This is a genomic window from Exiguobacterium sp. 8A (assembly GCF_902506275.1).
Taxonomy (GTDB): domain Bacteria; phylum Bacillota; class Bacilli; order Exiguobacteriales; family Exiguobacteriaceae; genus Exiguobacterium; species Exiguobacterium profundum.
This window is the reverse complement of the sequence record NZ_LR733630.1, coordinates 1,880,410-1,902,274: the sequence shown is the minus strand read 5'-3', so window position 1 is coordinate 1,902,274 and position 21,865 is coordinate 1,880,410. Positions and strand designations below refer to the sequence as shown.

The window sequence follows — 21,865 nt, the reverse complement described above, 5'->3', positions numbered from 1 at the left end:
AGACAGATGCCCTGAGCCTCTCGAATGAGGTCAGGGCATTTTTTACTGTTCGCGCGTCGGATCGTGGTTGCCTTCGCTGTCGGCAATCGTATCTGAGCTTCCGTAGTCTTCTACTTGGGAGAAGGCGTCCGTTTTTTGACCAGGTTGATCCGTTCCGTCTAACTCTTTGCGTCGAGCTGTCTCATTAGGGTTCAACACGTCTTCTTCGACCGGTCGATCGACTTCATGCGCGTGTTCTTCCTCTTCTTGTGCCCGAGCGTGTTCGATGCAAAGGGTGGCTTCTGGAATGACTTCCAAACGGTCTAGTTCAATGTCTTTCCCACACACCTCACATTGTCCATACGTCCCATTCTGAATGGCTAATAGCGCCTTATCGACGTCACTCAAGAACTCTTCATCGAGCTCATTAAGGGCTTGGTCTCGTTCCCGTAAAAAGAGCTCTTCGCCCGAGTCGGCAGGGTGGTTGTCGTAATGAGAGAGCTCTCCTTCATCATATGTCTCTTCCCGATTATCCATGTATCCTTCGGTTTTTGCTTTTTCTTTCAATAATCGTTTTTTAAACGTTTCGATTTGTTCTTCAGTCAACATATCCATTCACTCTCCAGTTCTCAAGTCATTAATATAAGGTTTCCCATTTTATTTGTGTACAAACCATTTGAAGTGGAATCCCTCATGTCGAGCGATGTTTAGAAAGGGTATGATGAGAATAAAGAGTTCTTTTAAAAAAGGAGGAACAAATCATGAGAAAAGTCGAAGTAGTGAAATACAATCCGGAATGGAATCAAAAGTTTGAAGAAGAGGCTGGTAAATTGAGTCGGTTATTCGAAGAGGAACTTGTCGCGATCCATCACATTGGAAGTACATCGGTCGAAGGATTGGCGGCAAAACCAATCATCGACATGATGCCGGTCGTACGGGACATCGAACGAGTCGATGACTACACGGAGCGGATGGAGGCACTCGGGTACCGTGGACTTGGTGAATATGGGATTCCGAAACGTCGCTATTTCCGTAAAGGAGAAGGAGAAGAAGAACGGACGGTTCACGTGCATGTGTTTGAAGAAGGGAATCCGGATGTCATAAGACACCTTGCCTTCCGGGATTACTTGCGAGCTTATCCTGATGTTCGCGATGCGTATGGTGAGCTGAAGCTTCAACTTGCGGCACAGCATCCAGAAGACATGGAAGGATACATTCAAGGAAAGCATGACTGGATCATCGAGACGGAACGGTTGGCGACGAAGTGGTATAAAGAAAATCAAGACGCGTGAAACCTTTTTATGGAAATGGTCGTATAATACATCAAACCTTAAAAGGGGAGATGTCGTATGAAACGATTTCTCGGGAAATGTGTAGAATATTCTCTGGCCGCGCTTGTCTTCATCGGTCTGTTCTTTATCCTCCGTGTGATTGCCGGAGACTCGGACAAAGGATATATGTTGACATTGCTCGGTACATTTTTTCTCGTCTTACCTAGTTCGCTCTTGATTGGTTACTTTTTGGCTCGTCCGCTTCAACGTCGCCTAAATGGGAAAGGAACGGAGGCTTCGAGTGAGCATACGTTGCGCGGAACTGAAAAACCGCACGGGGTAAACGAAGATCGAAACCATTCAAACTATACCGGATGATGGAGATCACATTTACCCCTACGACCGATGCCCGCCTCATCGCACGGTTGAATCGTTCCATCCATGAGCATCACGTCCATATAAATCCGACCTTTTTTGCGGAGTATGAGGAAGGGAAGATGTATGAAGCCTTTTCCACGCTGATTGGAAGACCCGGTCATCACTATATGGTGATGCAGCTTGAAGCAACTCCAATCGGTTACATATGGTTCGAAGAGAAAGTGGGTGAGGCGAACGCGTTTCGTCAAGCTGTTCGCGTGGTGTATGTTCATCACATCAGTATCGACCCCATGTATCAACGGAACGGTTACGGTCGACGTGTGATGGAATGGATGGAGCAATGGGCGCTTGACCACCAATTCAAATCGATTGAACTAGATTACTGGATGAACAATACGGATGCTGCTTCGTTTTATAGCGAAATCGGGTTCACCCCAAAACGTCAGATTGTCATGAAAAAATTGGAGGAATAACATGATGGAACTAATCACAATTGTATTAGGAATTCTAGGAGTACTGTCGTTAGGTTGGTTCTTTTATAGTTACTGGCTCGGATATAAGGGGGGCAATATCGTCATGACCCTCGATGAGCACTATACAAAACTAGAAGAGTACGTACCTGCTATCTTGTCGAAACTATACGAAGATGGAAAGAGCGCTCACTATCTTGGCGACCGCAAGTTTGAAGTGGAGGGCAAGCGTTACGTTCTCGTCGAACGGACCGTACCGATTGGTCATGTTCCGACACAACAGACGGTGTTACAACCGGATCGATCATAATCAGAAAAGGGAGCTCTCAAGTCGAGAGACTCCCTTTGTTTATTTGACGGCTGGGGGACCGAACCCGCCGCTATTATAATCGCGGAAAGCTTGGCGGATTTCTTCTTCCGTGTTCATCACGAATGGACCATGCGCAATATAGTCTTCGCGAATCGGTTTTCCGGAATAGATGAGCACCCGTGTACGCGTCGTGGCCTTCAGTTGAAGTGTGCTCATCGCTTCAGATGTTTCATCGAACGTCAGTGTCGCCACATCAGTTTTACTGAGCGGAATTTTGGAAGACCCAACTTCAATTGAACCAGCGAGTACGTACAAAAAGCTGTTATGATTCGCAGGCAAGATGTGTTCGTATTCGCTACCTTCTTTCAGCGTTATTTCTGTCATCGTGATGGGGACGAGACTTTCCATCGGCCCTTTTACACCCGCAATTTCGCCGGAATAGACACGAAGCTGTCCGCCGTCGAAACGAACGAGGGGTGCGTCCTCGACGTATACGTTCTGATAGGAAGTGGTTGTCGTTTTTAACGACTTCGGCAAATTCAACCAGAGCTGCAGCGTATGGATCAAATCATCGTCAACCGCTTCTTCGGCGTGTCTAGCGGCCCATCCGGCGTTCATATACTGAACATCACCGGCGTCCAAAATCGAATGTCCCCCATGATTATCAATATGTTCTAGACGACCATCGATGACATACGTGATTGTTTGAAACCCACGATGGGGATGGTCCGAAAACGTCCCACGCTTGAACCAGTCTTCTGCCATCAAAATAAATGGATCGAACTCCTCTTTTTGTTCTGGAGGTAACACCCAGCCCTGTTGCACATGGGGATATCCGTTTTGTCGATAGGATACGCGCCAATGATGGTTCACGTCACGTATAAATGGATTTGTCACAAAGATTCACTCCTTTCCCTTCCTATCTTCCCAAAAAATGTGTCTCATCGTACTATATTTGCTTCATGAATATGCAAAAAGACAGACGCATTCGCATCTGTCAGATTAAGTGTTTTGTTCAAACAGGTTATACCACTTGATGGCATCCTCACGTAGTAGCTTAAAATGGGCGCCTGTCTCTGAATTGGTCACGTACACATCTGCACCATCATAGCTAACATCAAACGTTTGGGCGCATATCCCTTGAAATAGGGTCACATAAGGTGTGGAAGCGGTCTTGCCTGCATAGGCGGTCGCGTTAGCTCGTTTGATGGCGCCAAAAATAAATTCCATTTCATCTTGACCGACATGTTGTAGGAAGGAGGCATCTTTTGATTCCGTTCCAAGGAGTGCCAAGTCATGAAAAATGACATGACGTTGACTACTTAATTTGTCGTGAATTTGTTCACTCAATTCTTTTCCATACAACAACTTGGGTTCATGATACGTCAAGGAGACGTTCTGACGATGGGCCGTTCCGTTTTTCATGAACGTAAAACTGTAGAGTGGATACTCGTGACCCGGTACAAGAACCGAAGGGAGTTGCGGAGCTGTTTTGGCTCCGAACATTTGTGAAATATGCGCTTCTTTCGGTCGCAATACTTCTTGATAGTCATTTTGATCTCGGCTCGTATAAATCGCGTATTGTAACACCTCATCAGACTTTTCTGTCCCGAGCCCGAGTGACAAATAGGGATGCCGTGTTGATTCGACAGGAATGACGAGGCGGTCTTTGGCTTCGGACGATGTAAAGGTCAGTTCAAATTCACCACTGAAAGGCATCGTGATATGGAAAAGTGTATGCTCGATCCCTTTTCTTTCTGGATAGGGCTCATTACCTATCGGCTTTTTCATCTCTTGTGCGAAATGCTCATATTCATGGGGCTCAGCAAATCGGAATTTCGGAACATCCGGATAAGGTTCGGCCGTATATTGAACATCGTTTAAACTTTCAGGAAGCGTGTTAATTTCGGTGGCATATGTGACGGAATCGAGTTGACATTGGACATATGATTTATTTTCGACAGTGAAAAAAGTTGCGGTTGGAAAAGAAGATTCGGTGGCGGCATCAGTCAACGGTTGGTTCAATGTGACCGTCCCGAGCCAATGTCTTTCACCACTTGGAATTCTTTGAATCGCGTTGTCAGGCTGACATAACTCGATAATCGCTGCACGATCCGATTCGGGCATTTCAATTTGTTGTCCGTTTGGTAACAGGGCACGTCCTTGATAATATTCAGGAGCGGGTTGGAGTCGGAGTGCGCGTTCTTCCTCGCATCCGAATAAGAAAAACAGGATGACGAGGGTACTGAAAATCAGGTACTTTTTCACATCGGTACTCTCCTTCGATGAATCACTTTCACCATTCTAGCACCAATTTTTTGTGACTTTAGTCTTAGGAAAATTAATTTGTTATTTCGAAAAAAAATCAAAAAAACCGTCCAACTTGAACTGGACGGGGGATAAAACCATTTATGACTTATTTTTACTTTTTAACTTTTTTTGTATGTCGATTTTTGACGAAAAAACGTTGATATTACGAGACATTGAAAAAAGCCGATTATTCTTCTAAATCATCACTTTATAATTCAGTGGGATTTATTTGATGAAGTTTCCTTCAATCAACATCTCGACCGCGTGCCGCCTTCAAAATTTCGAACCATTCTTCACGAGTGAGGTCGACTTGAAGGGCGTCGACTCCTGTCTGAACGCGCTCAATTTTTCCGGATCCGATGATCGGCATGATGTTCGCAGGGTGTTTGACGAGCCATGCATACACAATCGAGTCAATTCCGCTTGCATTGTGACGTGCACGAATTTCCTCGAGTTTTTCACGAAGGGGTGCATACTGTTCATCTTTGAAGAGTTGACCACCGGCTAGTGGACTCCAAGCCATAAGTGGCATTCGTTTTTCGTGACACAAATCGACCGATCCATCCTCAAAATGCTTCAATTGCATCGGAGAGAGTTCGAGTTGATTCGTCACAAGTTGGAATGGAAGGCGAGATTGAAGCAAATTCTGGGTAGCCGGAACATGGTTAGATACACCGAACTCACGTACTTTACCACTATCGCGCAAGATGATGAAGGCTTCGGCCACTTCATCCGGATTCATCAGCGGATCTGGACGGTGGATGAGTAATGTATCAATGTGGTCAATTGCCAACTCTTTTAACGAACGCTCTGCTTGCGCGATGATATGCTCTTTTGTCGTATCGTAATAATTGAGTGTTTGACCTGGGTTAAATGACCCCGTCAATTTAATTCCTGTCTTTGTGACGATCTCCATTTGGTCTCGGAGTTCAGGCTTTAACTTTAAGGCTTCTCCAAATAAACCTTCACATGTGTAACCCCCATAAATGTCTGCATGGTCGAATGTCGTGATTCCAAGCTCGAGACATTGTTCGATAAACGTGAGGCGTTCCTGTGGGGTCATGTCCCAATCAGCGAGCCGCCACATCCCATGGACGATGCGTGAGAATGATAATTCTTCTGTCAAAGCGATACGTTGCATAATAACTCCTCCTTGGTTGTCAGTCGCTCTTCATTATACGTCTTACGAGAATGGACGTCACTTGTCACCTACTCAAGCAGTTTTGGCGTCAAATGAGCTTGTATGCGCTATGATGAGAGGGAAGAGAAATAGGAAAGAGGCGTGACAGATGAGTGACTATGAACAATATGCGGACGTCACCTTCGAACAGGTGGGTGACTCGTTTCAGGTAGCCTCGATGCACCCAGATCTTCGTTTACATGGGATTGGACGAAGTGCGGCCGTGTTTCGTTTAAAGGAAAAGGATCGTGTCATTAAAGTGTTCTTTCCAGGTTATGAACAAATCGCAACCGAAGAGGCAGCGATCTATGAAAAACTTAAGGGACTCCCTTACTTTCCGAAGTGCTATGAGTCTGGTCCGTCATATTTAGTGATGGATTACATCGAAGGAAAGACGCTGTTTGAGTGTCTGACGGAAGGCGTCTGGATTGACCCTTCTTACATCGAGGTAGTGGATGAAGCGCTTCGACAGGCACGTTTATTAGGACTGACACCATCGGATGTCCACTTGCGTAATATCATTTTGACGCCAAACGGACAGATATTCTTGATTGATTTGGCACGCTTCAGACAAGGGCAACAAATCGATCATCAGTGGGAAGACTTGAAACGAATGTATCGATTGTATCGCTATCGTTTCATGCCGAAAAAATATGACGAGACATTACTGAATCGAATCGCTTACTTGTATCGCAGGTTCGTGAACGATCCGGATTCTTGAGCCGGGTCGTTTTTCTTTTGCCGATTAGGGAACAGGAGTAACGTGTCCGAAATTGCAGAAGAGAAGAAACGAAAGGGGAATGATGTATGGCTCATCGTATCTATGCGAACGAACTCGAAATGCTCCACGAATGTGTGGAAACGTGCAACTATTGTCTGGAATCTTGTTTAGAAGAAAAAGATGTACAGATGATGGTTGATTGTATCCGACTGGATCGGGAATGTGCCGCTGCCTGTGCGTTTCTTGCGGAAGCGATGACGCGTGATTCGGCATTCGTTCCTGAACTCGCGCGAGCGTGTGCAGTCATCTGTAAAGCATGCGCACAGGAGTGCGGGAAACATAAGCACGCACATTGCCAGGAATGCGCAAGAGTTTGTACAGAATGCGCCTCAATGTGTGACCGCTTGGCCGCATGATTTGAGTGACCGGTTGATGGGACCGGTCACTTTTTTCGTGTCTTTTGAAGAGGGGATTCGTATAATGAAAAAAACGAAAAGGTGGTATGGGGATGATTCGCAATTGTCGACGAGATGATCTTCAAATGATTTTACATATTTACAATGATGCGATTGTAAACAGTACGGCCGTCTATCACTATCAACCGGTGACACTCGAGAATCGAGTGGCATGGTATGAGGAGAAGAAAGAGCAAGATTGTCCAATCATCGTATGGGTAGAGGATGACGTCGTCATGGGGTTTGCGACGTTCGGTCCGTTTCGTCCGTGGCCAGCGTACCATTATACGGTTGAACATTCTGTATACGTGCATCCCGGTTACCGCGGGAAAGGCATTGGCAACAAACTGTTAAAAGAAATCATCCGTATCGCCGAAGTGAGAGGAATGAAAACGGTGATTGGTGGAATTGACGCATCGAACGTGACGAGTATCCTTGCGCATGAAAAAGTTGGATTCGTTCATTCCGGTACGATTCGAAATGCCGGATATAAATTCGGCAAATGGCTCGATTTATCGTTTTATCAACTTGATTTAGAAGGTCCTGCATCGCCTACCGAAGAGTGAACGGTCTAGAAAGATGGAGCCACCATACGATATACTGGAACGAGTGAATCGAATGGAGGAAATAGAATGACTGAGTACCCGAATTGCCCAAAATGCCAATCATCTTATGTGTACGAGGATGGTCCGTTGCTTGTATGCCCAGAATGTGCCTATGAATGGTCACCGAGTGAGGCGGCAGAAGCAGAAGCAGCGTCACAAATTAAAGATGCGAACGGAAACCCGCTTCAAGACGGAGACACTGTCACCGTGATCAAGGATTTGAAAGTGAAAGGAACCTCGCTTGTCGTCAAACAAGGAACGAAAGTGAAGGGGATTCGACTCGTGGAAGGTGACCATGATATCGACTGTAAAATCGAGGGACTTGGTGCGATGAAACTGAAGTCGGAGTTCGTGAAGAAAATTTAACTTAAAGTCAGACTGTTGACGAATGGGGGAGTGAAATGCGACCTCATTCGTCTTTTTTGTAAATTGTGGCTCAGGATAATATATAAGCGTATTCAAAATATAAAGGAGGGAGAACATGTTTTGGAAGAAAATGATTACCTTCCTCAGTGTGATTTCGTTATCTATATTAATGGGATGTGGTCAACAAGAAAGAGAGCTAGTGGTTGGCAATTATACTGATGAACAAACGATTGTGTACGATGAAAATAGGGTGACGGATGAAGAAAAGATTAAGGACTTCAAAACGATGATTGAAACGAGTTCAATCACAAATGAACGTCCAGAAGGGCTTCCTCAATATGTAGTGACCATCAATAATCCAGCTGAATCCACGATGGAATTGATGGTGAACTTTTGGGTAAGTGACAACAACAAGTTCATTTTTTCAAAAGGGATAGAAAGTCGCGAATATTTTAAAGTTGATGAAGAACACATCAAGGATGTAAATGAACTCTTAGAATGATTGAAATGGTGAAAAATGGTATATGTTTCGTGTAGATATGAGATGATTGTGAAGGCATTCTAAATCGAAAAAGAGGGGGATGGTATGTCGTGGGACAACGATTTATATTGAAGTCGAAACAGCATATGAGTGGCGGGATTATTAAAATTGTCGTGGATCAGTATACGGGCGTGCATTACATCATGACTAGTGGATTAGGATTGAGTGGAATGACGCCGCTCTTAGATGAACATGGAAAAGTCGTGATTGAGAAGCCGAAATCACCTTCGTGAGAAAATCGAATGAAGAAACAAAAAAACCAGGCCGACAAGCCTGGTTTTGTATTGATTGTATTAAGAGAAGAACGGTTTGTACTCGCGACGTTCATGCATGATGGACACCCATTGAAGCGTCGTGAACTCTTCGAGTACCCATTCACCGTTGAAGCGTCCGAGACCAGAGTTTTTCTCGCCTCCGAACGGCATGTGCGGTTCATCGTTGACCGACTGATCGTTGACGTGAATCATGCCAGTTTCGACTTTTCGTGCAAAATTGGTTGCACGGTAAACCGAGCCATGAACGGCACCGCTCAATCCGTACGGTAATTCGTTCGAAAGACGAACAGCCTCTTCGTCATCTTTAAACGAAAGGATGACCGCGACCGGACCGAATATTTCGTTTTTCGCGAGCGGCATGTCATTCGTGACGCCACTGAGGACGGTCGGTTCGAGGACGTTGCCGTCCGCTGTCCCGCCAGTATGAACGGTCGCACCGGCATCAACCGTTTTCTCGATTTGGTCTAAGATGCGATCGACTTGATCGTGGTCGATGAGCGGGCCGACTTGCGTATCTTTTTCATTCGGGTTACCTGCTTTCAACTGTTTAACGCGCTCGACATAACGCTCCACGAACTCGTCATGAATCGATTCGGCGACGAGGATTCGGTTCGTCGACATACAGATTTGTCCTTGGTGGAAGAACTTGCTGTAGACGGCTGATTCGACGGCACGATCGAGGTCGGCATCATCGAGCACGACGAACACATTATTTCCCCCGAGTTCAAGTGCTGTTTTCTTCAACAAACGACCTGCCTTTTCCGCAATCCCTTGACCGACCTCGGTCGAACCTGTGAACGAGATGAGACGTGGAATCGGATGTTCAACGATTGCGTCCCCGATTTCAGACCCTCGTCCAACGACAACGTTGAGCACACCTTTTGGAAGTCCTGCTTCTTCGAAGAGGGATGCGAATAGGAGACCACCCGTTACCGGTGTCGCTGTGGCCGGTTTGACGACGACCGTATTCCCGGTCGCAAGAGCCGTCACGATTGAACGGACAGCCAAGTGGAATGGGAAGTTCCACGGGCTGATGATGCCGATGACACCAAGTGGTTTGCGATATACGCGGTTCTCTTTATTCGGAACGATCGAAGGTTTGATGAGCCCGTCCATACGGAAAGGGAACGTCGCGGCTTCTTTGATGATAGCCATCGATGCGGCGAACTCACTCTCTGCTTTGATGCGTGTACTACCGGACTCTTTCACGAGCCAATCGACGATAAAGTCTTTGTTGTCCATCGTCAGCTGGGCAAACTTCTCAATCAATTCACGGCGTGCTTGTGGAAGCATATCGGCCCAGTCCGTCTGAGACGCTTTTGCTGCTTCATAAGCACGATTCAAGTCCTCTTCATCCGCTGATTGAATCGAGAAGAGAGTCTCGTTCGAGAATGGATTAACGTTGTCGATCGACTTCTCGCTTGAGCCATTTACCCAATCGCCATTGATGTACATGTTCGTAAAATCTGTATGCATATTTGAACACTCCTTTATTTTTCTTCACCATAAGAAGTATTCACTTGTTTTAGAAAAATAAACATATCAATGTTTTGGATTTGGTAAACTTGAATCAAGTAAATTCAACAAATTTAGGAGCAGACGATGAAAACTTGCTGTGTGAGTTTATTCCTCTTCGTGCCTTGGGCATTTTTTGTGGCGGCAATGGATTATGTTTGGGGTTTTCCATTTGGATATTTAATTGTACCGATTGTCATTTGGTGGGGAACGAAGCAATCTTTGAGACATTTGCGAATACGCTTTGTATTAGCTTCCTTGCTTGGATCATATGGTGTGTCGGTTTATTTTGCCTACTTGTTTGAGAACGATTGGGGATACTTCTTCAAGCCGTTAAATCTTATGGGGATTGTTCATATGTGGTCGGTCGTGATATTGATTGGGACACTCGTGATTCTGATTAATCATGGGGGTCAAAAATCAAACGAGTCATCTAATAGACATTGAGAGGGGGGATGCATGATATCTCCCTTTTTTGATGTTCGTTTCTACTTCCTGTACAGTTAAGACGAAGAGAGGGGTTAGAAAGAGATATGAAACGTTATGAAGCGATTTTATTTGATATTGATGACACACTACTAGACTTTAAACAAAGTGAACATGTCGCCTTGGAACAGTTACTTGCATCCTTCAACGTGCGGATGACAGATGAGGTGAAGTCGCGGTATGTCGACATTAATAGCGGCCTATGGCGCGCATTTGAGCGCGGCGAAGTAGATCGTGAAGAAGTACTCATCGGTCGTCACACGAAACTGTTTGATTCGCTCGGACTCACGGTGGACGGTCCGCAGGTCGAACAGCAGTATCGGGACTACTTACATGCAGGCGTACACATGATTGAAGGCGCGTTAGAGATTGTCCAAACGCTGAGCGCGCACTATCCACTCTATATCGTCACAAACGGTGTGACAGAGACGCAATTCAAACGGCTAGAGTCATCGGGACTATTGCCGTACTTCCAAGCCGTCTTCGTATCGGATGCGACCGGCTCGCAAAAACCGATGAAACCGTTCTTTGACTACGTCTTCGACCGAATCCCGAATGTAGAGCCAGAGAAGGGCTTAATCATCGGCGACTCAGTCACGGCAGACATCGCCGGTGGGCGGATGTATGGTTTGGATACTTGCTGGTTCAATCCAAACGAAGTGGCCGCGACCATCGAGTCAACGTATGAGATTCGACATTTAAACGAGTTGAAATCGCTACTCTAAGTTCAAGCTGGATTGAGTGAATGAGTTGGCAAACGGTTCGGGAGTTGAGCGAGTATTTCCGGATAAAGCGTGACGTCTTGTAGACGGTCAAGCTTTATCCAACGATAAATCAGGTGATCTCCTTCAGGTCCATAAAAGTCTCCGTCTTGGAGCGGGAGGTCACCGTCTACATAAAAGTACAGTCCAATCTCATGAAACGGCTGATTGTTGTACGTAAATAAGTTCTCGTGCACGAAAGCGAACGTGGTATCAGTCACGTGCATGTTCAACTCTTCATGTAGCTCGCGTGCGAGGGCGGTTGCGGCTTCTTCACCGAGCGTGACGCGCCCCCCGGGTAATGCCCAAAAGTCATCTCGGATGTTTCGGTGAATCAATAAGTGACCGTCTTTCACAAAAATACCAGCAACGCGGTAATTGAAGACACCGTGTTCAGTAGGAAATACGAGATCCATCTATATCACTTCCAATCATTGTAATCTGTTCTAGTATACCTGAAGGAGGGATCATATGTTTCAACCACATACGCAATATCGAGATGAAGATTTTCGTGACGTGACACTCCGTGACGAAGTGTTGTCACACGTCACGTTCGAGAACTGTCGCTTCACATACGTTGATGCGACGGAACTACAGACGGAACGCTGTCAATTCATCAACTGCGACTTCACGGATTCAAAATGGAATGCGTCCCGTCATGTCGGGAGTTCATTTTTGAACTGTCAATTCCATGGTGCCAATTTGTTCACGAGTGAGTTTGAGCAATGTAAAATGACGGGGTCTTCCTTTGAGGAGAGTCAGTTTGAGGGCGTCCGTGTAACGGAAGGGGATTGGTCATTCGTCAACCTTCGTCACGTGTCGCTCAAGAAGATGGATTGGTCCCACGTTCGTTTGGTCGAGGCGGACCTGTATGGAACGGACTTGACCGAGACGGTCTGGCATCAGGCGGACTTGTCACGGGCGACACTTCAACATGCGGTGTGCCGTGGCGCCGACTTCAGAGGAGCACTTGTCGACGGGGTTGATTTTTCGAACGTGACGTTACAACAAACAAAACTAGACGCGATGCAGGCGATTCAAGTCGCGCGCTCATTGGGGGCGATTGTAGAATGAAACCAGAACAAATCATTGAACAGTTGATTGCGTTCGCAAAAGAACGTGAGCACATTCGAACGGTCGTCTTGAACGGCTCACTCGTCAATCCGAACATCCGACCAGACCCGTACCAGGATGTGGACCTTGCCTTTTATGTGGAAGACGTCCGAGCGGTTGCGGCCGATCGCTCATGGATTGACACATGTGGAGAGGTCTTGATCATGCAGACACCTGAAACGGCTGATTCCGGACGACACGTAACGTTTTTAGTGCAATATGTAGACGGACATCGGATTGATTTGACGATTCGGAGTGTGGATCAACTTGAAACCATGCTCGAAGCCGACTCGCTCAGTCAAATTATCTTCGACCGAGACCGTCATCCAGTCGTCACGCCGTCTGACACGTCGTATCGCGTGAAACGTCCGTCTGCCGATGAATATGCCGCATGTTGGAATGAGTTTTGGTGGGTATCGCTCTATGTCATCAAAGGAATCAAGCGGCATCAAGTGTTATACGCGCTCGACCATCTCGATATCATGCGGAATATGCTCCGTCAGATGATGAAGTGGAACATCGGATATGCGACGGAATTCTCAGTAAATCTCGGGAAGTCCGGTGACGGGATCCGCGACCATTTGCCAGAAGAGTTATGGGAGATGCTCACGGCAACATACGCTTCAGCTGAGTTGAGTGCCATTGAAGATACACATGATCGATTACAATCACTCTTCTTCTTTTGCGCGCAACGCGTCGCCGAACAAGGCGATTTCGTGTTCCGAGAAGAAGAAGCAAGACGTGTTCGTTCCGCATGTGCAACACTTCGACATTCAAACGATTAATGACGGCGAGAGCCGGGAAACGCTCCTTATAGAGAAAGGAGCGTTTTTTCATGAATCCATACACGACATTTATTGCCCTACTTGTTGGAAGTCTGGTCCTCTTTGTCGGCATTCGTTTAAAGAAATGGCCGATTATTTTGGTTGCGATGCTTCCCCTTGGTCTCGTGGCATTTAATATGTTTTTACTCATCACGGGGCGATAGGAAGATTTTCACTTGTCTTTTTGATAAATCGATTTGATGAAGAAGGCACTCGGTAACAAAATACCGATGGCGCCTTCGATGATAGCGAATAATCGGGTTAAACCGACCGGTAACAAATCACCAAAGCCAATCGAAAGTAAAGTGACACCGCTAAAATACAATAAATTTTCCCAAGTCGGTTCGACGGCATTCATGGATTCGAGTGAAGTCACGAGAATGACTGAATCACGAGACAGTGCATAATAAATCAATGTGAATCCTAACATGACACCGAATAGGCTGACGAACAACTGAGTGAACAATCTTCCATCAAATCCTGTTTGCTTGTACGTTCGACGTTTGAAAAACCAAAATACGTTCAAACTGATGAACAGTAAGGCAATCGTCAATAAAATGGTATTCAATCTCTACACATCCTTTTCAGTACGAACAGAGTCACTTACCCATTCCCGTAACGAAGAATAGGAAACGGAATCAGAAAAGGTTTGCAATTGATGAAAAGATTGATAGAATGTGGTCGAAGACGACTGAATTTCATAATGTTTGCCACTAGGGGAGTCGCGTCACGCGGCTGAGATGGACATGGTCCAGACCCTTCGAACCTGATCTAGTTCACGCTAGCGTAGGGAAGTGGGCGAGACGACTCATATGGCTTCACCTAGATATGATTGTTCGAGACGCCGCTTCCGTTATGGGAGGCGGCGTCTTTTTTATCAGTTTATAAGGGGGAGTTATTATGAAATTTACAGATCACTTACGTCAAGAAGCGGATGGATTGTTTGAAGCAAGCTTTCATCACCCATTTGTTCGTTCACTCGGAGAAGGGACGCTCGATGAGAAGAAATTCAGACATTACGTCATGCAAGACTCATACTATTTGAATCAGTTTTCAAAAGTGCAGGCCAAAGGGGCAACCCTCGCTCCGACGATGGAACTATCGAGCCGCTTTTTGACGCATGCGCTACACACGATTGAGGCGGAACTCTCCCTTCATCGAGAGTTCTTTACGATGCTCAACGTGACGGATGTCGAATTGGCGACATTTGAGCCAGCACCGACCGCTTATGCATATGCCCTTCATATGCAACAGGCAGGACCGACTCTCGGGGACGTATTGGCGTCAATCCTTCCGTGTTATTGGGTGTATTACGAGATTGGGGAACGTCTTAAAGACAAGCGTCCTGATCATCCGATTTATTCAGCTTGGATTGCGACGTATGGTTCGGAGTGGTTCCGTGAGCTGGTGGAAGAGCAAATTGATCGTTTGGATGAACTGGCTGGTCAAGCGACAGAAGAAGAGCGCGTGCGCTATACGAAACTATTTTTGAAGAGTTGCTATTACGAAGTCGCTTTTTGGGAAATGGCTTGGACGCTTGAGTCGTGGTCATTGTCGCAGGAGGTCAACCAATGAGACATGAGATTTGGAATGAGATTCGACAGCAGGCGCCATTGATTCACAATATCACGAACACGGTCGTGGCGAACTTTTCGGCGAATGGATTGCTCGCCATCGGCGCCTCTCCTGTCATGGCGGATGCAATCGAAGAAGTAGCGGAGATGACATTCGTGAGCGATGCGCTCGTACTTAACATCGGTACACTTGGAACGATGACGGAAGCGACGATGATTCGCGCAGGTCAGGCTGCGAACGAAGCGGGATGCCCGATTATACTCGACCCGGTCGGTGTCGGAGCGACGTCATTTCGACGAGATGTGGTCGAACGCATTTTGCGTAATGTTCGTGTATCGGTCATTCGAGGGAATGCAGGAGAGATTGCGACATTGATTGGCGTCGATTGGGCGGCTCGTGGTGTCGATGCTGGTGACGGTGCATGCGAGCCTCGACAATTGGCGCTTGAAGCAGCGAGACGATACGGATGTGTCGTGGCCGTGACAGGAAAAGAAGATATGGTAAGCGACGGGAACGTCGTTATGGAAATACATGGCGGGACGAAACGCATGACCGAGACGACCGGTACGGGATGTTTACTCAGTGCAGTGGTCGGGGCTTGCTTAGCAGTCGAAAAGAATGCCCTTAAAGCGACGGTGACCGCCATGTCAGGTTATGCCTACTGCGGTGAGTTGGCGAGTGAACGAGCGGAAGGACCTGGAGACTTCGCGATTCACTTTGTAAATGCTCTTCATCAATTAGCACAGCATACCATCCCGACGAATCGAATTGAGGTGTCGACATCATGAGACCTCAAGTGTTGACGATTGCAGGATCTGACTCAGGAGGAGGGGCCGGTATTCAAGCCGATCTTAAAACGTTTCAAGAACTCGGTGTATTCGGGACGAGCGTGTTGACTGCGATTACAGCCCAGAACACACTTGGGGTCCATGGGATTGAAGCGATTTCCACGGAAATGATTAACCAACAAATTGAAGCGGTAGCGGATGATTTTAACATCACCGCTTGTAAAACCGGGATGTTGGTGGACGCTGAACGAATTGAAGCGGTAGCGAAGGGGCTCGAACGATATCATTTCGAACATGTAGTAGTCGATCCTGTCATGGTGGCGAAAGGTGGCGCTTCCTTGCTACAGGAAAGTGCAGTCGAAGCACTGCGCACGAAGCTGCTACCACAGGCGACCATCGTGACCCCAAATATTCCTGAAGCAGAAGTGCTGGCAGGAATGGAAATTCGAACCGAGGCAGACCGCATGAAAGCCGCACAGGCGATTCGAGCACTTGGTGTCGATACCGTCATTATCAAAGGTGGGCATACGGATGATGTGGAGGCCGTTGATTTGATTATGAGCGAGACTGAAACGTTCTGTGTAAAAGCGCCTAGAATCCAAACGAAAGATACGCACGGGACGGGATGTACGTTCTCTGCCGCATTGACGGCCGAACTAGCGTATGGGAAGACACTACGCCAAGCCGTCGTAGATGCGAAGCAGTTTATTCATCAGGCGATTGCACATGGATTATCGATTGGACAGGGGCATGGACCGACGAATCATTGGGGACATCGTTTAGCGAAAGAAGAGGTGATTACCGTTGACGTTCTGTACGAAACAAGCGCTCGCTAAGCAGCTTCGCCTTTACTTTGTGTGTGGAACGACGGACGCGTCCGATTTGGTGGCGACCGTCAAAACGGCACTTCGATGTGGTGTGACATGTTTTCAATTTCGCGAAAAAGGTAAAGATGCATTGTATGGAGATAAAAAAGAAGCGATGGCAAGGACGCTCCAACGTCTGTGTCGAGAAACGGGTGTTCCGTTCATCATCAACGACGACGTCGACTTGGCGCTCGCGATTGACGCGGATGGCATTCACGTCGGACAAGACGACTTACCTGCCAAACAGGTTCGAGAACGGCTAGGACCAGATAAATGGTTGGGGGTGTCTGTCCATACGATGGAGGAAGTCAGAACGGCTCTTCCATTTGCAGATTATGTCGGCATTGGTCCGATTCATGAGACGCAAAGTAAACTGGATGCAGGACATGTGCGTGGTACGGAACTGATTCAACAAGTTCGCCGACATCACCCACTGCTTCCGATTGTGGGGATCGGGGGCATTCGTCCAGAGCATGTTCCTGCTATTATGGCTGACGGGGCTGACGGTGTTGCCGTCATCTCTGCCATCGCTTCTGCACCGGATGTAGCAACGGCTACCCGGCGTTTCGCTTGTCTCTGAATTCATTTTTGAGGAGGAAGACAGATGAACGTATTTGTAATCGGTGCAAACGGTCAAATTGGCCATCAATTGGTGGAGAAGTTACACAAGGAAGGAAAGCATCACGTCACGGCGATGGTGCGTAAAGAAAAACAACTCGAGGATTTTAAGTCAAAAGGGTACAATGCGGTACTCGGTGACCTCGAAGGTTCAGTAGATGATTTGCAAAAAGCGATTGATGGAATGGATGTTATCGTATTCGCGGCAGGTTCTGGTGGAAGTACTGGAGCAGACAAGACACTCTTGATCGACCTAGACGGTGCAGCGAAGAGTATCGAAGCAGCACAAGCGAACGGGAACATCAAACACTTCGTCATGGTCAGTGCCTTGAAAGCGGAGGATCGCTCAGCTTGGCCAGATTCGATGAAGCCGTACTACGTAGCGAAGCATCATGCAGATCGTTTACTCGAACAGAGTGGACTCACGTACACGATTGTTCGTCCGGGTGCATTGACAGATGATGCGGGAACGGGCAAAGTGAACACGAAATTCGAGGGAAGTGGAGAGATTCCACGCGAAGACGTCGCATCATTCTTGGTGCATGTCCTTCATAACCATTCAAACGTGCAGAACAAAGCAATTGATTTGATCAAAGGGGATACCCCAATCGAAGAAACGCTATAAGTGTGTGACATCAAAAACGGGATGAGAAAACCATCCCGTTTTTTGTCGCGTTAAAGAGGGAAAAGAACGCAGGATAACGAAATAGAAGAATACGAACAGGTGAGGAGGTTCCGCATGACCGAGATGTTCATTTATCTGGCGGTCTATTTGTTGCCGTCATTTTTACTTGGCTTTTTAGCACTCGATGTCTTTCAACGAAATCCGAATAAAGTCGAGCATCGTTTGCTGAGCCTGTTTGTGTTCGGTTATTCGATGCTCTTCTTGGCTGAATTTGTCCGCCATCTATCGCCGATTGAATACAGTCCGGCACTCATTGCCTATTGGTTTGGGAATGCTGGGATTTTCATTTTTATCTTCTCTGTTCATTTCATATTAAGTATCACAGGCGTCGGCGCAAAGGCACCGAAGTGGTTGTATCCATGGGTCGTCTATTTACCATTGATTCCTGTTGTGTTGACGTATGTCCGTCAGGAGAATATCATCAACAGTCAACAGTTTGAACAAGTAGGCATTTGGATTTATCCTGAGTTCAACTCATCGTATTTAACTACGTTGACCGTCGGAAACATTTTTCATCTATTGATTATTGGTCTCATTTTTTATGCATTGAAGCGTGCGGAACGAAGAGAACACCAACGCGTATTGCGCATGCTTTTTTGGACTGCAAATGCCGTACTAATATGGGATATTGTATTCGGCTACTTTCAATTTCGTGGGTTGATCCCGCCCTATTCATACATGTATGGGGGGCTTGTTTGGGCGGTAGCATTGGTCGTTGCGATGAATCGTTTAGACTTCTTAACCTCTTATGTAAAACGATATGGGACACTTTATAATTTAAATCCATCCGCCATCTTGTTGATTGACCCGGATGGGAGGGTGGAAAGTGCGAATCCGGCCGCACGCACGCTATTTCATACTGTCCGTGTCGTGAATGAACGGTTTATCGATTTGTTGCCAGAAAAGAAAAAAGCAGAGTGGATGGAACACTACAGCCAACATTTTCGGACACGTAAAAAGTTTATAGAGTTCGAAACGAAGATTATGACAAAGTCTGGGCAAGAGCTTTACGTCGTCATCGATGGTGATTTTGTCGATATCGACCGCACGATTCACGGGATGATTATCATTCGGGATGTCCACTCGTTTAAAGAGGCCGAGCAAACAATCCGATTCTTTGCCTATCATGACCCACTGACGAAGCTGGCGAACCGACGTGCATTTTATGAACGCGCAGACCAGGCGTTGCTTAGTTCCTCGATGCTGTCTTTATTGATTATTGATTTGGACGGTTTTAAAGCAGTCAATGATACGTACGGTCACCAGATTGGAGATTATTTCTTAACTCATTTGGGTGGATTGCTGGAAGCGTCGACACGAGACGTTGGCTTGGCCTCTCGTGTTGGCGGGGATGAGTTTTATATTTATTTAGTGGATTTAACAGAATCGGAAGTGCTTGCATTTATTCACGAACTTCAGATGACGTTAAATCAAAACCCTTACCACACGTCCGATGTGACGATTCCGATCCGTGCGAGTATTGGGGTCAGTCATGCTCCCGACCAAGGAACAAATTTAGACACGTTGATCCATAAAGCGGATCAGGCGATGTATCAGATCAAGCAAGATGGAAAAAATGATTACGCCATCTATGACGAGGCGTTACATGGTCCGAAATAAAGGGAAAATAGTAGTGTTTGATTATGGAGAGGAGGATGCAACATGTCAGAAAGACCATTAGTAACGATGCGCGCCGAAGGAGAAGCCGGAGGCGTTAAGACGACTGTGCGTGTAGGCGATCACACCCCATTTATCGTGGATGAGCCAGAACGACTCGGTGGGACGAACAAGGGACCGAATCCACTCGAGTATCTTCTCGGTGCCCAGTCGTCCTGTACGACCATCATGATTGCCTATGCCGCCCAGGATTTGAACTTTGAGTATGAAGGGGTCGAGTTTGTAACAGAAGGGACGCTCGATCCTCGAGGATTCCAAGGGATGGAAGGTGTCCGAACTTACTTTGAGTCGACACATATGAAAATCGTATTGGATACGACCGAATCAGATGAGCGAATCGAAGTATTAAGGAAGGCTGTCGAGGCACGTTGTCCAATTCATAATCTCATGCATGCAGCAGACGTAGCGATTACGGCAGAATGGACTCGAAAATAAGGATGAGGGCAACCTCATCTTTTTTACATAGAAATCGTGAAAAGAGTACGGAGGGAAGACGAATGCATCACCGACCGATGACGCGTGAATGGGCATGTCAAATTCAAGAATGGACCTATGGAGCTCCTTATGACTTCTATAATCAATCGCCTTCTGAAGAGGGAATCGCCGAGTTGATGACGTATCAGGTGATTGTAGAGGAGCATGAGCTGATTGGATTTTATTGCATCGGTTCCCCGGCTCAAGTGCCCAATTCGACATATCCGTATTGTTTAGAATTTACGGATATCGGGTTGGGGATGCGACCCGATTTGACGGGGAAAGGACATGGCCGATTGTTTGTGACGTACGTCATGGAGAGAGCGATGGAACGGGGCAAACCGCTTCGTTTGACCGTCGCCGCTTTTAACGAACGAGCGATTCATCTATACGATACGGTCGGATTTCGCACCATCACATCATTCGAGCGGAATGGTACCCCGTTTAAAGTGATGGTGCGCGATTAACCATATTGTTTTTGATGTGCCTTTTTACGTCGTAAATAATCCTCATCGGCACGAAGTTGATCCCAATACGTTTTGAAGATGCGAGCAGACTCTGCCTTCTCTTCGTCGATTTCGCGCTCATGGAGGTCACCGTCTTCTTTATATTTACGACCGCCTTTATAATTGGCATAGCGTCGGGCCCGCGTGTAGCCCATCTGGATGAACTTTCGGGCCATGTCCATCCCGACGAAATCGTCATTCGCGCGATACGCTTCAAACAATTCCATAATTTCTTCAGCAGATTGCTTCGCAATCTCGGGCGTCTTGAATCGCCAATGTGGCAAAATCTCACTTTTATACGGTTCGACGAGTAGTACGCCTTGTTCGCCACGCCCGACCCGATACAATTCGGGTTGTTGTCGGAAGTCGATTTCATCGAAGTTTAAGTCATAATCAAATGGCATGTTCATTCCTCCTCGCCTAACGTTTCCCATTAGGTCGGTGGAGGAAACAACTTGAAGGAAAAGGACGGGTTGATATGATCACTCTAGAGACAGAACGATTGATTTTACGGGCATTTACGTTAAAAGACGCAGAAGATATGTATCATTATGCAAAAGATGAGCGAGTCGGACCGATGGCTGGTTGGGCACCCCATGAATCGATTGAAGAAACAAGGGACGTCATTCAACTGTTTATCGAGGAAGCAGATGTATGGGCCATCGTCTTGAAAGAGACTGGGCAAGTGATCGGTAGCATCGGGTTACACGACCGAAGACCAGACCCTTCGATTCAACATGAGGCACAGCGTGAGATTGGTTATGTGCTCAGTCCAGACAATTGGGGGAATGGTTACGCGCCGGAAGCCGTTCAGGCGATGATTCGATTTGGGTTCGAAGCGTTAGGGTTAGAGCGGATTTGGTGCGGATACTTCAGCTTCAATGACCAATCGCGACGCGTCGTTGAAAAGTCTGGATTCACCTATGCGTTTACAAAACAACAGGAATTGACCCGGCTCGATGGACGAACGGTAGAATGTCTCGTCTATGTTCAACTAAATCCTACGTTCTCTACACATTGAAGCACGATTTCAATGTGTTTTTTCATGAAATCATAAAAATCCCTTGATATGTAACCGGTTACACATTAAGATGGTTTTGTAAGCGTTTCCAGAAC

At 46.7% G+C, this 21,865-nt stretch carries 31 protein-coding genes and 1 riboswitch; of the genes, 23 read left to right on the top strand and 8 right to left on the bottom strand.

What is annotated here, in order from left to right; all coding sequences use genetic code 11:
• Positions 1-42: 42 nt before the first annotated feature.
• Positions 43-588 carry a TraR/DksA C4-type zinc finger protein gene (locus GVY42_RS09770; protein ID WP_078147954.1) on the bottom strand — a complete coding sequence of 182 codons (546 nt, stop codon included), beginning with the start codon at positions 586-588 and terminating at the stop codon, positions 43-45.
• Between the two features lie 152 nt (positions 589-740).
• Between GVY42_RS09770 and GVY42_RS09765 the strand changes: the two genes are divergently transcribed.
• From GVY42_RS09765 to GVY42_RS09750, 4 genes are read left to right on the top strand one after another with little or no spacing between them, the layout of a single operon-like run.
• A complete protein-coding gene (locus tag GVY42_RS09765) occupies positions 741-1,271 on the top strand; it encodes a GrpB family protein (protein WP_159563112.1) in 531 nt (176 codons plus the stop codon).
• 57 nt (positions 1,272-1,328) lie between these two features.
• Positions 1,329-1,628 (top strand): hypothetical protein, encoded by a 300-nt coding sequence (locus GVY42_RS09760; RefSeq protein ID WP_159563111.1) that lies wholly within the window; start codon positions 1,329-1,331, stop codon positions 1,626-1,628.
• Positions 1,628-2,101, top strand: a complete 474-nt coding sequence (locus GVY42_RS09755) for a GNAT family N-acetyltransferase (RefSeq protein WP_159563110.1) — start codon at positions 1,628-1,630, stop codon at positions 2,099-2,101. Before GVY42_RS09760 ends, GVY42_RS09755 begins: the two co-directional genes overlap by 1 nt.
• A 4-nt stretch (positions 2,102-2,105) precedes the next feature.
• A complete protein-coding gene (locus tag GVY42_RS09750; protein ID WP_159563109.1) occupies positions 2,106-2,408 on the top strand; it encodes a hypothetical protein in 303 nt (100 codons plus the stop codon).
• 39 nt (positions 2,409-2,447) lie between these two features.
• On the opposite strand, the gene GVY42_RS09745 is transcribed toward GVY42_RS09750, so the two are convergent.
• The 3 genes from GVY42_RS09745 to GVY42_RS09735 all read right to left on the bottom strand — a co-directional run bounded on the left by GVY42_RS09745 (position 2,448) and on the right by GVY42_RS09735 (position 5,859).
• Positions 2,448-3,305 carry a pirin family protein gene (locus GVY42_RS09745; RefSeq protein WP_159563108.1) on the bottom strand — a complete coding sequence of 286 codons (858 nt, stop codon included), beginning with the start codon at positions 3,303-3,305 and terminating at the stop codon, positions 2,448-2,450.
• A 105-nt stretch (positions 3,306-3,410) separates the two neighbouring features.
• Complete coding sequence (locus GVY42_RS09740; protein WP_159563107.1) at positions 3,411-4,676, bottom strand: hypothetical protein; 1,266 nt, start codon at positions 4,674-4,676, stop codon at positions 3,411-3,413.
• Positions 4,677-4,962: 286 nt separating this feature from the next.
• Positions 4,963-5,859 (bottom strand): aldo/keto reductase family oxidoreductase, encoded by an 897-nt coding sequence (locus tag GVY42_RS09735; protein ID WP_159563106.1) that lies wholly within the window; start codon positions 5,857-5,859, stop codon positions 4,963-4,965.
• A gap of 148 nt (positions 5,860-6,007) precedes the next feature.
• Between GVY42_RS09735 and GVY42_RS09730 the strand changes: the two genes are divergently transcribed.
• The 6 genes from GVY42_RS09730 (at position 6,008) to GVY42_RS09705 (ending at position 8,819) form a co-directional block, all read left to right on the top strand.
• A complete protein-coding gene (locus tag GVY42_RS09730; protein WP_159563105.1) occupies positions 6,008-6,619 on the top strand; it encodes a protein kinase family protein in 612 nt (203 codons plus the stop codon).
• Between the two features lie 86 nt (positions 6,620-6,705).
• On the top strand, positions 6,706-7,035 hold the full coding sequence (locus tag GVY42_RS09725) for a four-helix bundle copper-binding protein (protein ID WP_012727586.1): 330 nt from the start codon (positions 6,706-6,708) through the stop codon (positions 7,033-7,035).
• 92 nt (positions 7,036-7,127) lie between these two features.
• Entirely contained in the window at positions 7,128-7,640 is a 513-nt protein-coding gene (locus GVY42_RS09720; protein ID WP_159563104.1) for a GNAT family N-acetyltransferase, read from the top strand.
• Between the two features lie 66 nt (positions 7,641-7,706).
• Positions 7,707-8,045 (top strand): zinc ribbon domain-containing protein YjdM, encoded by a 339-nt coding sequence (locus GVY42_RS09715; RefSeq protein ID WP_031421951.1) that lies wholly within the window; start codon positions 7,707-7,709, stop codon positions 8,043-8,045.
• A gap of 115 nt (positions 8,046-8,160) precedes the next feature.
• Positions 8,161-8,547, top strand: coding sequence for a hypothetical protein (locus tag GVY42_RS09710; RefSeq protein ID WP_159563103.1), 387 nt, complete (start codon positions 8,161-8,163; stop codon positions 8,545-8,547).
• Between the two features lie 89 nt (positions 8,548-8,636).
• Positions 8,637-8,819 carry a DUF6440 family protein gene (locus tag GVY42_RS09705; protein WP_159563102.1) on the top strand — a complete coding sequence of 61 codons (183 nt, stop codon included), beginning with the start codon at positions 8,637-8,639 and terminating at the stop codon, positions 8,817-8,819.
• A gap of 60 nt (positions 8,820-8,879) precedes the next feature.
• On the opposite strand, the gene GVY42_RS09700 is transcribed toward GVY42_RS09705, so the two are convergent.
• Entirely contained in the window at positions 8,880-10,337 is a 1,458-nt protein-coding gene (locus tag GVY42_RS09700; RefSeq protein ID WP_159563101.1) for an aldehyde dehydrogenase family protein, read from the bottom strand.
• A 572-nt stretch (positions 10,338-10,909) separates the two neighbouring features.
• Here GVY42_RS09700 and GVY42_RS09695 point away from each other — a divergent pair.
• On the top strand, positions 10,910-11,587 hold the full coding sequence (locus GVY42_RS09695) for a YjjG family noncanonical pyrimidine nucleotidase (protein WP_159563100.1): 678 nt from the start codon (positions 10,910-10,912) through the stop codon (positions 11,585-11,587).
• Between the two features lie 2 nt (positions 11,588-11,589).
• Here GVY42_RS09695 and GVY42_RS09690 read toward each other — a convergent pair whose 3' ends face one another.
• On the bottom strand, positions 11,590-12,039 hold the full coding sequence (locus GVY42_RS09690) for an NUDIX hydrolase (RefSeq protein WP_074035444.1): 450 nt from the start codon (positions 12,037-12,039) through the stop codon (positions 11,590-11,592).
• Between the two features lie 55 nt (positions 12,040-12,094).
• On the opposite strand from GVY42_RS09690, the gene GVY42_RS09685 reads away from it, so the two are divergent.
• Genes GVY42_RS09685 through GVY42_RS16500 form a run of 3 tightly spaced genes read left to right on the top strand, consistent with a single transcriptional unit; the run spans position 12,095 to position 13,724 of the window.
• Positions 12,095-12,697, top strand: coding sequence for a pentapeptide repeat-containing protein (locus GVY42_RS09685; protein WP_159563099.1), 603 nt, complete (start codon positions 12,095-12,097; stop codon positions 12,695-12,697).
• Complete coding sequence (locus GVY42_RS09680) at positions 12,694-13,521, top strand: aminoglycoside 6-adenylyltransferase (protein WP_159563098.1); 828 nt, start codon at positions 12,694-12,696, stop codon at positions 13,519-13,521. The genes GVY42_RS09685 and GVY42_RS09680 overlap by 4 nt, the downstream gene beginning before the upstream one ends.
• 50 nt (positions 13,522-13,571) lie before the next feature.
• Positions 13,572-13,724: a hypothetical protein gene (locus tag GVY42_RS16500; RefSeq protein WP_012727577.1), complete on the top strand. Its 153-nt coding sequence runs from the start codon at positions 13,572-13,574 to the stop codon at positions 13,722-13,724.
• Between the two features lie 8 nt (positions 13,725-13,732).
• Here GVY42_RS16500 and GVY42_RS09675 read toward each other — a convergent pair whose 3' ends face one another.
• Entirely contained in the window at positions 13,733-14,128 is a 396-nt protein-coding gene (locus GVY42_RS09675) for an ion channel (protein WP_159563097.1), read from the bottom strand.
• Between the two features lie 137 nt (positions 14,129-14,265).
• Positions 14,266-14,370: riboswitch (TPP riboswitch) on the top strand.
• A 90-nt stretch (positions 14,371-14,460) separates the two neighbouring features.
• Here GVY42_RS09675 and tenA point away from each other — a divergent pair.
• From tenA to GVY42_RS09635, 8 genes are all read left to right on the top strand, one after another.
• Complete coding sequence (gene tenA / locus GVY42_RS09670; RefSeq protein ID WP_159563096.1) at positions 14,461-15,135, top strand: thiaminase II; 675 nt, start codon at positions 14,461-14,463, stop codon at positions 15,133-15,135.
• Complete coding sequence (thiM, locus tag GVY42_RS09665) at positions 15,132-15,923, top strand: hydroxyethylthiazole kinase (RefSeq protein ID WP_159563095.1); 792 nt, start codon at positions 15,132-15,134, stop codon at positions 15,921-15,923. The genes tenA and thiM overlap by 4 nt, the downstream gene beginning before the upstream one ends.
• Positions 15,920-16,759 (top strand): bifunctional hydroxymethylpyrimidine kinase/phosphomethylpyrimidine kinase, encoded by an 840-nt coding sequence (thiD, locus tag GVY42_RS09660; protein ID WP_159563094.1) that lies wholly within the window; start codon positions 15,920-15,922, stop codon positions 16,757-16,759. Before thiM ends, thiD begins: the two co-directional genes overlap by 4 nt.
• Positions 16,728-17,369: a thiamine phosphate synthase gene (thiE, locus tag GVY42_RS09655; RefSeq protein WP_159563093.1), complete on the top strand. Its 642-nt coding sequence runs from the start codon at positions 16,728-16,730 to the stop codon at positions 17,367-17,369. The genes thiD and thiE overlap by 32 nt, the downstream gene beginning before the upstream one ends.
• Positions 17,370-17,393: 24 nt before the next feature.
• Complete coding sequence (locus tag GVY42_RS09650) at positions 17,394-18,032, top strand: SDR family oxidoreductase (protein ID WP_159563092.1); 639 nt, start codon at positions 17,394-17,396, stop codon at positions 18,030-18,032.
• A 114-nt stretch (positions 18,033-18,146) separates the two neighbouring features.
• Positions 18,147-19,712, top strand: coding sequence for a sensor domain-containing diguanylate cyclase (locus GVY42_RS09645; RefSeq protein ID WP_159563091.1), 1,566 nt, complete (start codon positions 18,147-18,149; stop codon positions 19,710-19,712).
• A 42-nt stretch (positions 19,713-19,754) separates the two neighbouring features.
• Positions 19,755-20,204, top strand: a complete 450-nt coding sequence (locus GVY42_RS09640) for an OsmC family protein (protein WP_159563090.1) — start codon at positions 19,755-19,757, stop codon at positions 20,202-20,204.
• Positions 20,205-20,266: 62 nt separating this feature from the next.
• Positions 20,267-20,710: a GNAT family N-acetyltransferase gene (locus tag GVY42_RS09635; RefSeq protein ID WP_159563089.1), complete on the top strand. Its 444-nt coding sequence runs from the start codon at positions 20,267-20,269 to the stop codon at positions 20,708-20,710.
• On the opposite strand, the gene GVY42_RS09630 is transcribed toward GVY42_RS09635, so the two are convergent.
• The gene (locus GVY42_RS09630; RefSeq protein ID WP_074035462.1) at positions 20,707-21,153 is read right to left on the bottom strand and encodes a DUF4385 domain-containing protein; all 447 of its coding nucleotides are present in this window, start codon (positions 21,151-21,153) and stop codon (positions 20,707-20,709) included. The two genes, GVY42_RS09635 and GVY42_RS09630, sit on opposite strands and share 4 nt — an antisense overlap.
• Positions 21,154-21,227: 74 nt before the next feature.
• Between GVY42_RS09630 and GVY42_RS09625 the strand changes: the two genes are divergently transcribed.
• Positions 21,228-21,770: a GNAT family N-acetyltransferase gene (locus GVY42_RS09625; RefSeq protein WP_074035463.1), complete on the top strand. Its 543-nt coding sequence runs from the start codon at positions 21,228-21,230 to the stop codon at positions 21,768-21,770.
• Positions 21,771-21,865 lie beyond the last annotated feature (95 nt).

Excerpts from the sequence above, each read along its gene's own strand:
- GVY42_RS09770 (WP_078147954.1), bottom strand. The coding sequence starts at position 588 with ATGTTGACTGAAGAACAAATCGAAACGTTTAAAAAACGATTATTGAAA.
- GVY42_RS09735 (WP_159563106.1), bottom strand. The coding sequence starts at position 5,859 with ATGCAACGTATCGCTTTGACAGAAGAATTATCATTCTCACGCATCGTC.
- thiD (WP_159563094.1), top strand. The coding sequence starts at position 15,920 with ATGAGACCTCAAGTGTTGACGATTGCAGGATCTGACTCAGGAGGAGGG.
- GVY42_RS09765 (WP_159563112.1), top strand. The coding sequence starts at position 741 with ATGAGAAAAGTCGAAGTAGTGAAATACAATCCGGAATGGAATCAAAAG.
- GVY42_RS09690 (WP_074035444.1), bottom strand. The coding sequence starts at position 12,039 with ATGGATCTCGTATTTCCTACTGAACACGGTGTCTTCAATTACCGCGTT.
- GVY42_RS09695 (WP_159563100.1), top strand. The coding sequence starts at position 10,910 with ATGAAACGTTATGAAGCGATTTTATTTGATATTGATGACACACTACTA.
- GVY42_RS09650 (WP_159563092.1), top strand. The coding sequence starts at position 17,394 with ATGAACGTATTTGTAATCGGTGCAAACGGTCAAATTGGCCATCAATTG.
- GVY42_RS09640 (WP_159563090.1), top strand. The coding sequence starts at position 19,755 with ATGTCAGAAAGACCATTAGTAACGATGCGCGCCGAAGGAGAAGCCGGA.
- GVY42_RS09635 (WP_159563089.1), top strand. The coding sequence starts at position 20,267 with ATGCATCACCGACCGATGACGCGTGAATGGGCATGTCAAATTCAAGAA.
- GVY42_RS09755 (WP_159563110.1), top strand. The coding sequence starts at position 1,628 with ATGGAGATCACATTTACCCCTACGACCGATGCCCGCCTCATCGCACGG.
- GVY42_RS16500 (WP_012727577.1), top strand. The coding sequence starts at position 13,572 with ATGAATCCATACACGACATTTATTGCCCTACTTGTTGGAAGTCTGGTC.
- GVY42_RS09680 (WP_159563098.1), top strand. The coding sequence starts at position 12,694 with ATGAAACCAGAACAAATCATTGAACAGTTGATTGCGTTCGCAAAAGAA.
- GVY42_RS09760 (WP_159563111.1), top strand. The coding sequence starts at position 1,329 with ATGAAACGATTTCTCGGGAAATGTGTAGAATATTCTCTGGCCGCGCTT.
- GVY42_RS09710 (WP_159563103.1), top strand. The coding sequence starts at position 8,161 with ATGTTTTGGAAGAAAATGATTACCTTCCTCAGTGTGATTTCGTTATCT.
- GVY42_RS09630 (WP_074035462.1), bottom strand. The coding sequence starts at position 21,153 with ATGCCATTTGATTATGACTTAAACTTCGATGAAATCGACTTCCGACAA.
- GVY42_RS09730 (WP_159563105.1), top strand. The coding sequence starts at position 6,008 with ATGAGTGACTATGAACAATATGCGGACGTCACCTTCGAACAGGTGGGT.
- GVY42_RS09725 (WP_012727586.1), top strand. The coding sequence starts at position 6,706 with ATGGCTCATCGTATCTATGCGAACGAACTCGAAATGCTCCACGAATGT.
- tenA (WP_159563096.1), top strand. The coding sequence starts at position 14,461 with ATGAAATTTACAGATCACTTACGTCAAGAAGCGGATGGATTGTTTGAA.
- GVY42_RS09715 (WP_031421951.1), top strand. The coding sequence starts at position 7,707 with ATGACTGAGTACCCGAATTGCCCAAAATGCCAATCATCTTATGTGTAC.
- GVY42_RS09645 (WP_159563091.1), top strand. The coding sequence starts at position 18,147 with ATGACCGAGATGTTCATTTATCTGGCGGTCTATTTGTTGCCGTCATTT.
- thiM (WP_159563095.1), top strand. The coding sequence starts at position 15,132 with ATGAGACATGAGATTTGGAATGAGATTCGACAGCAGGCGCCATTGATT.
- GVY42_RS09720 (WP_159563104.1), top strand. The coding sequence starts at position 7,128 with ATGATTCGCAATTGTCGACGAGATGATCTTCAAATGATTTTACATATT.
- GVY42_RS09700 (WP_159563101.1), bottom strand. The coding sequence starts at position 10,337 with ATGCATACAGATTTTACGAACATGTACATCAATGGCGATTGGGTAAAT.
- GVY42_RS09750 (WP_159563109.1), top strand. The coding sequence starts at position 2,106 with ATGGAACTAATCACAATTGTATTAGGAATTCTAGGAGTACTGTCGTTA.
- GVY42_RS09625 (WP_074035463.1), top strand. The coding sequence starts at position 21,228 with ATGATCACTCTAGAGACAGAACGATTGATTTTACGGGCATTTACGTTA.
- GVY42_RS09685 (WP_159563099.1), top strand. The coding sequence starts at position 12,095 with ATGTTTCAACCACATACGCAATATCGAGATGAAGATTTTCGTGACGTG.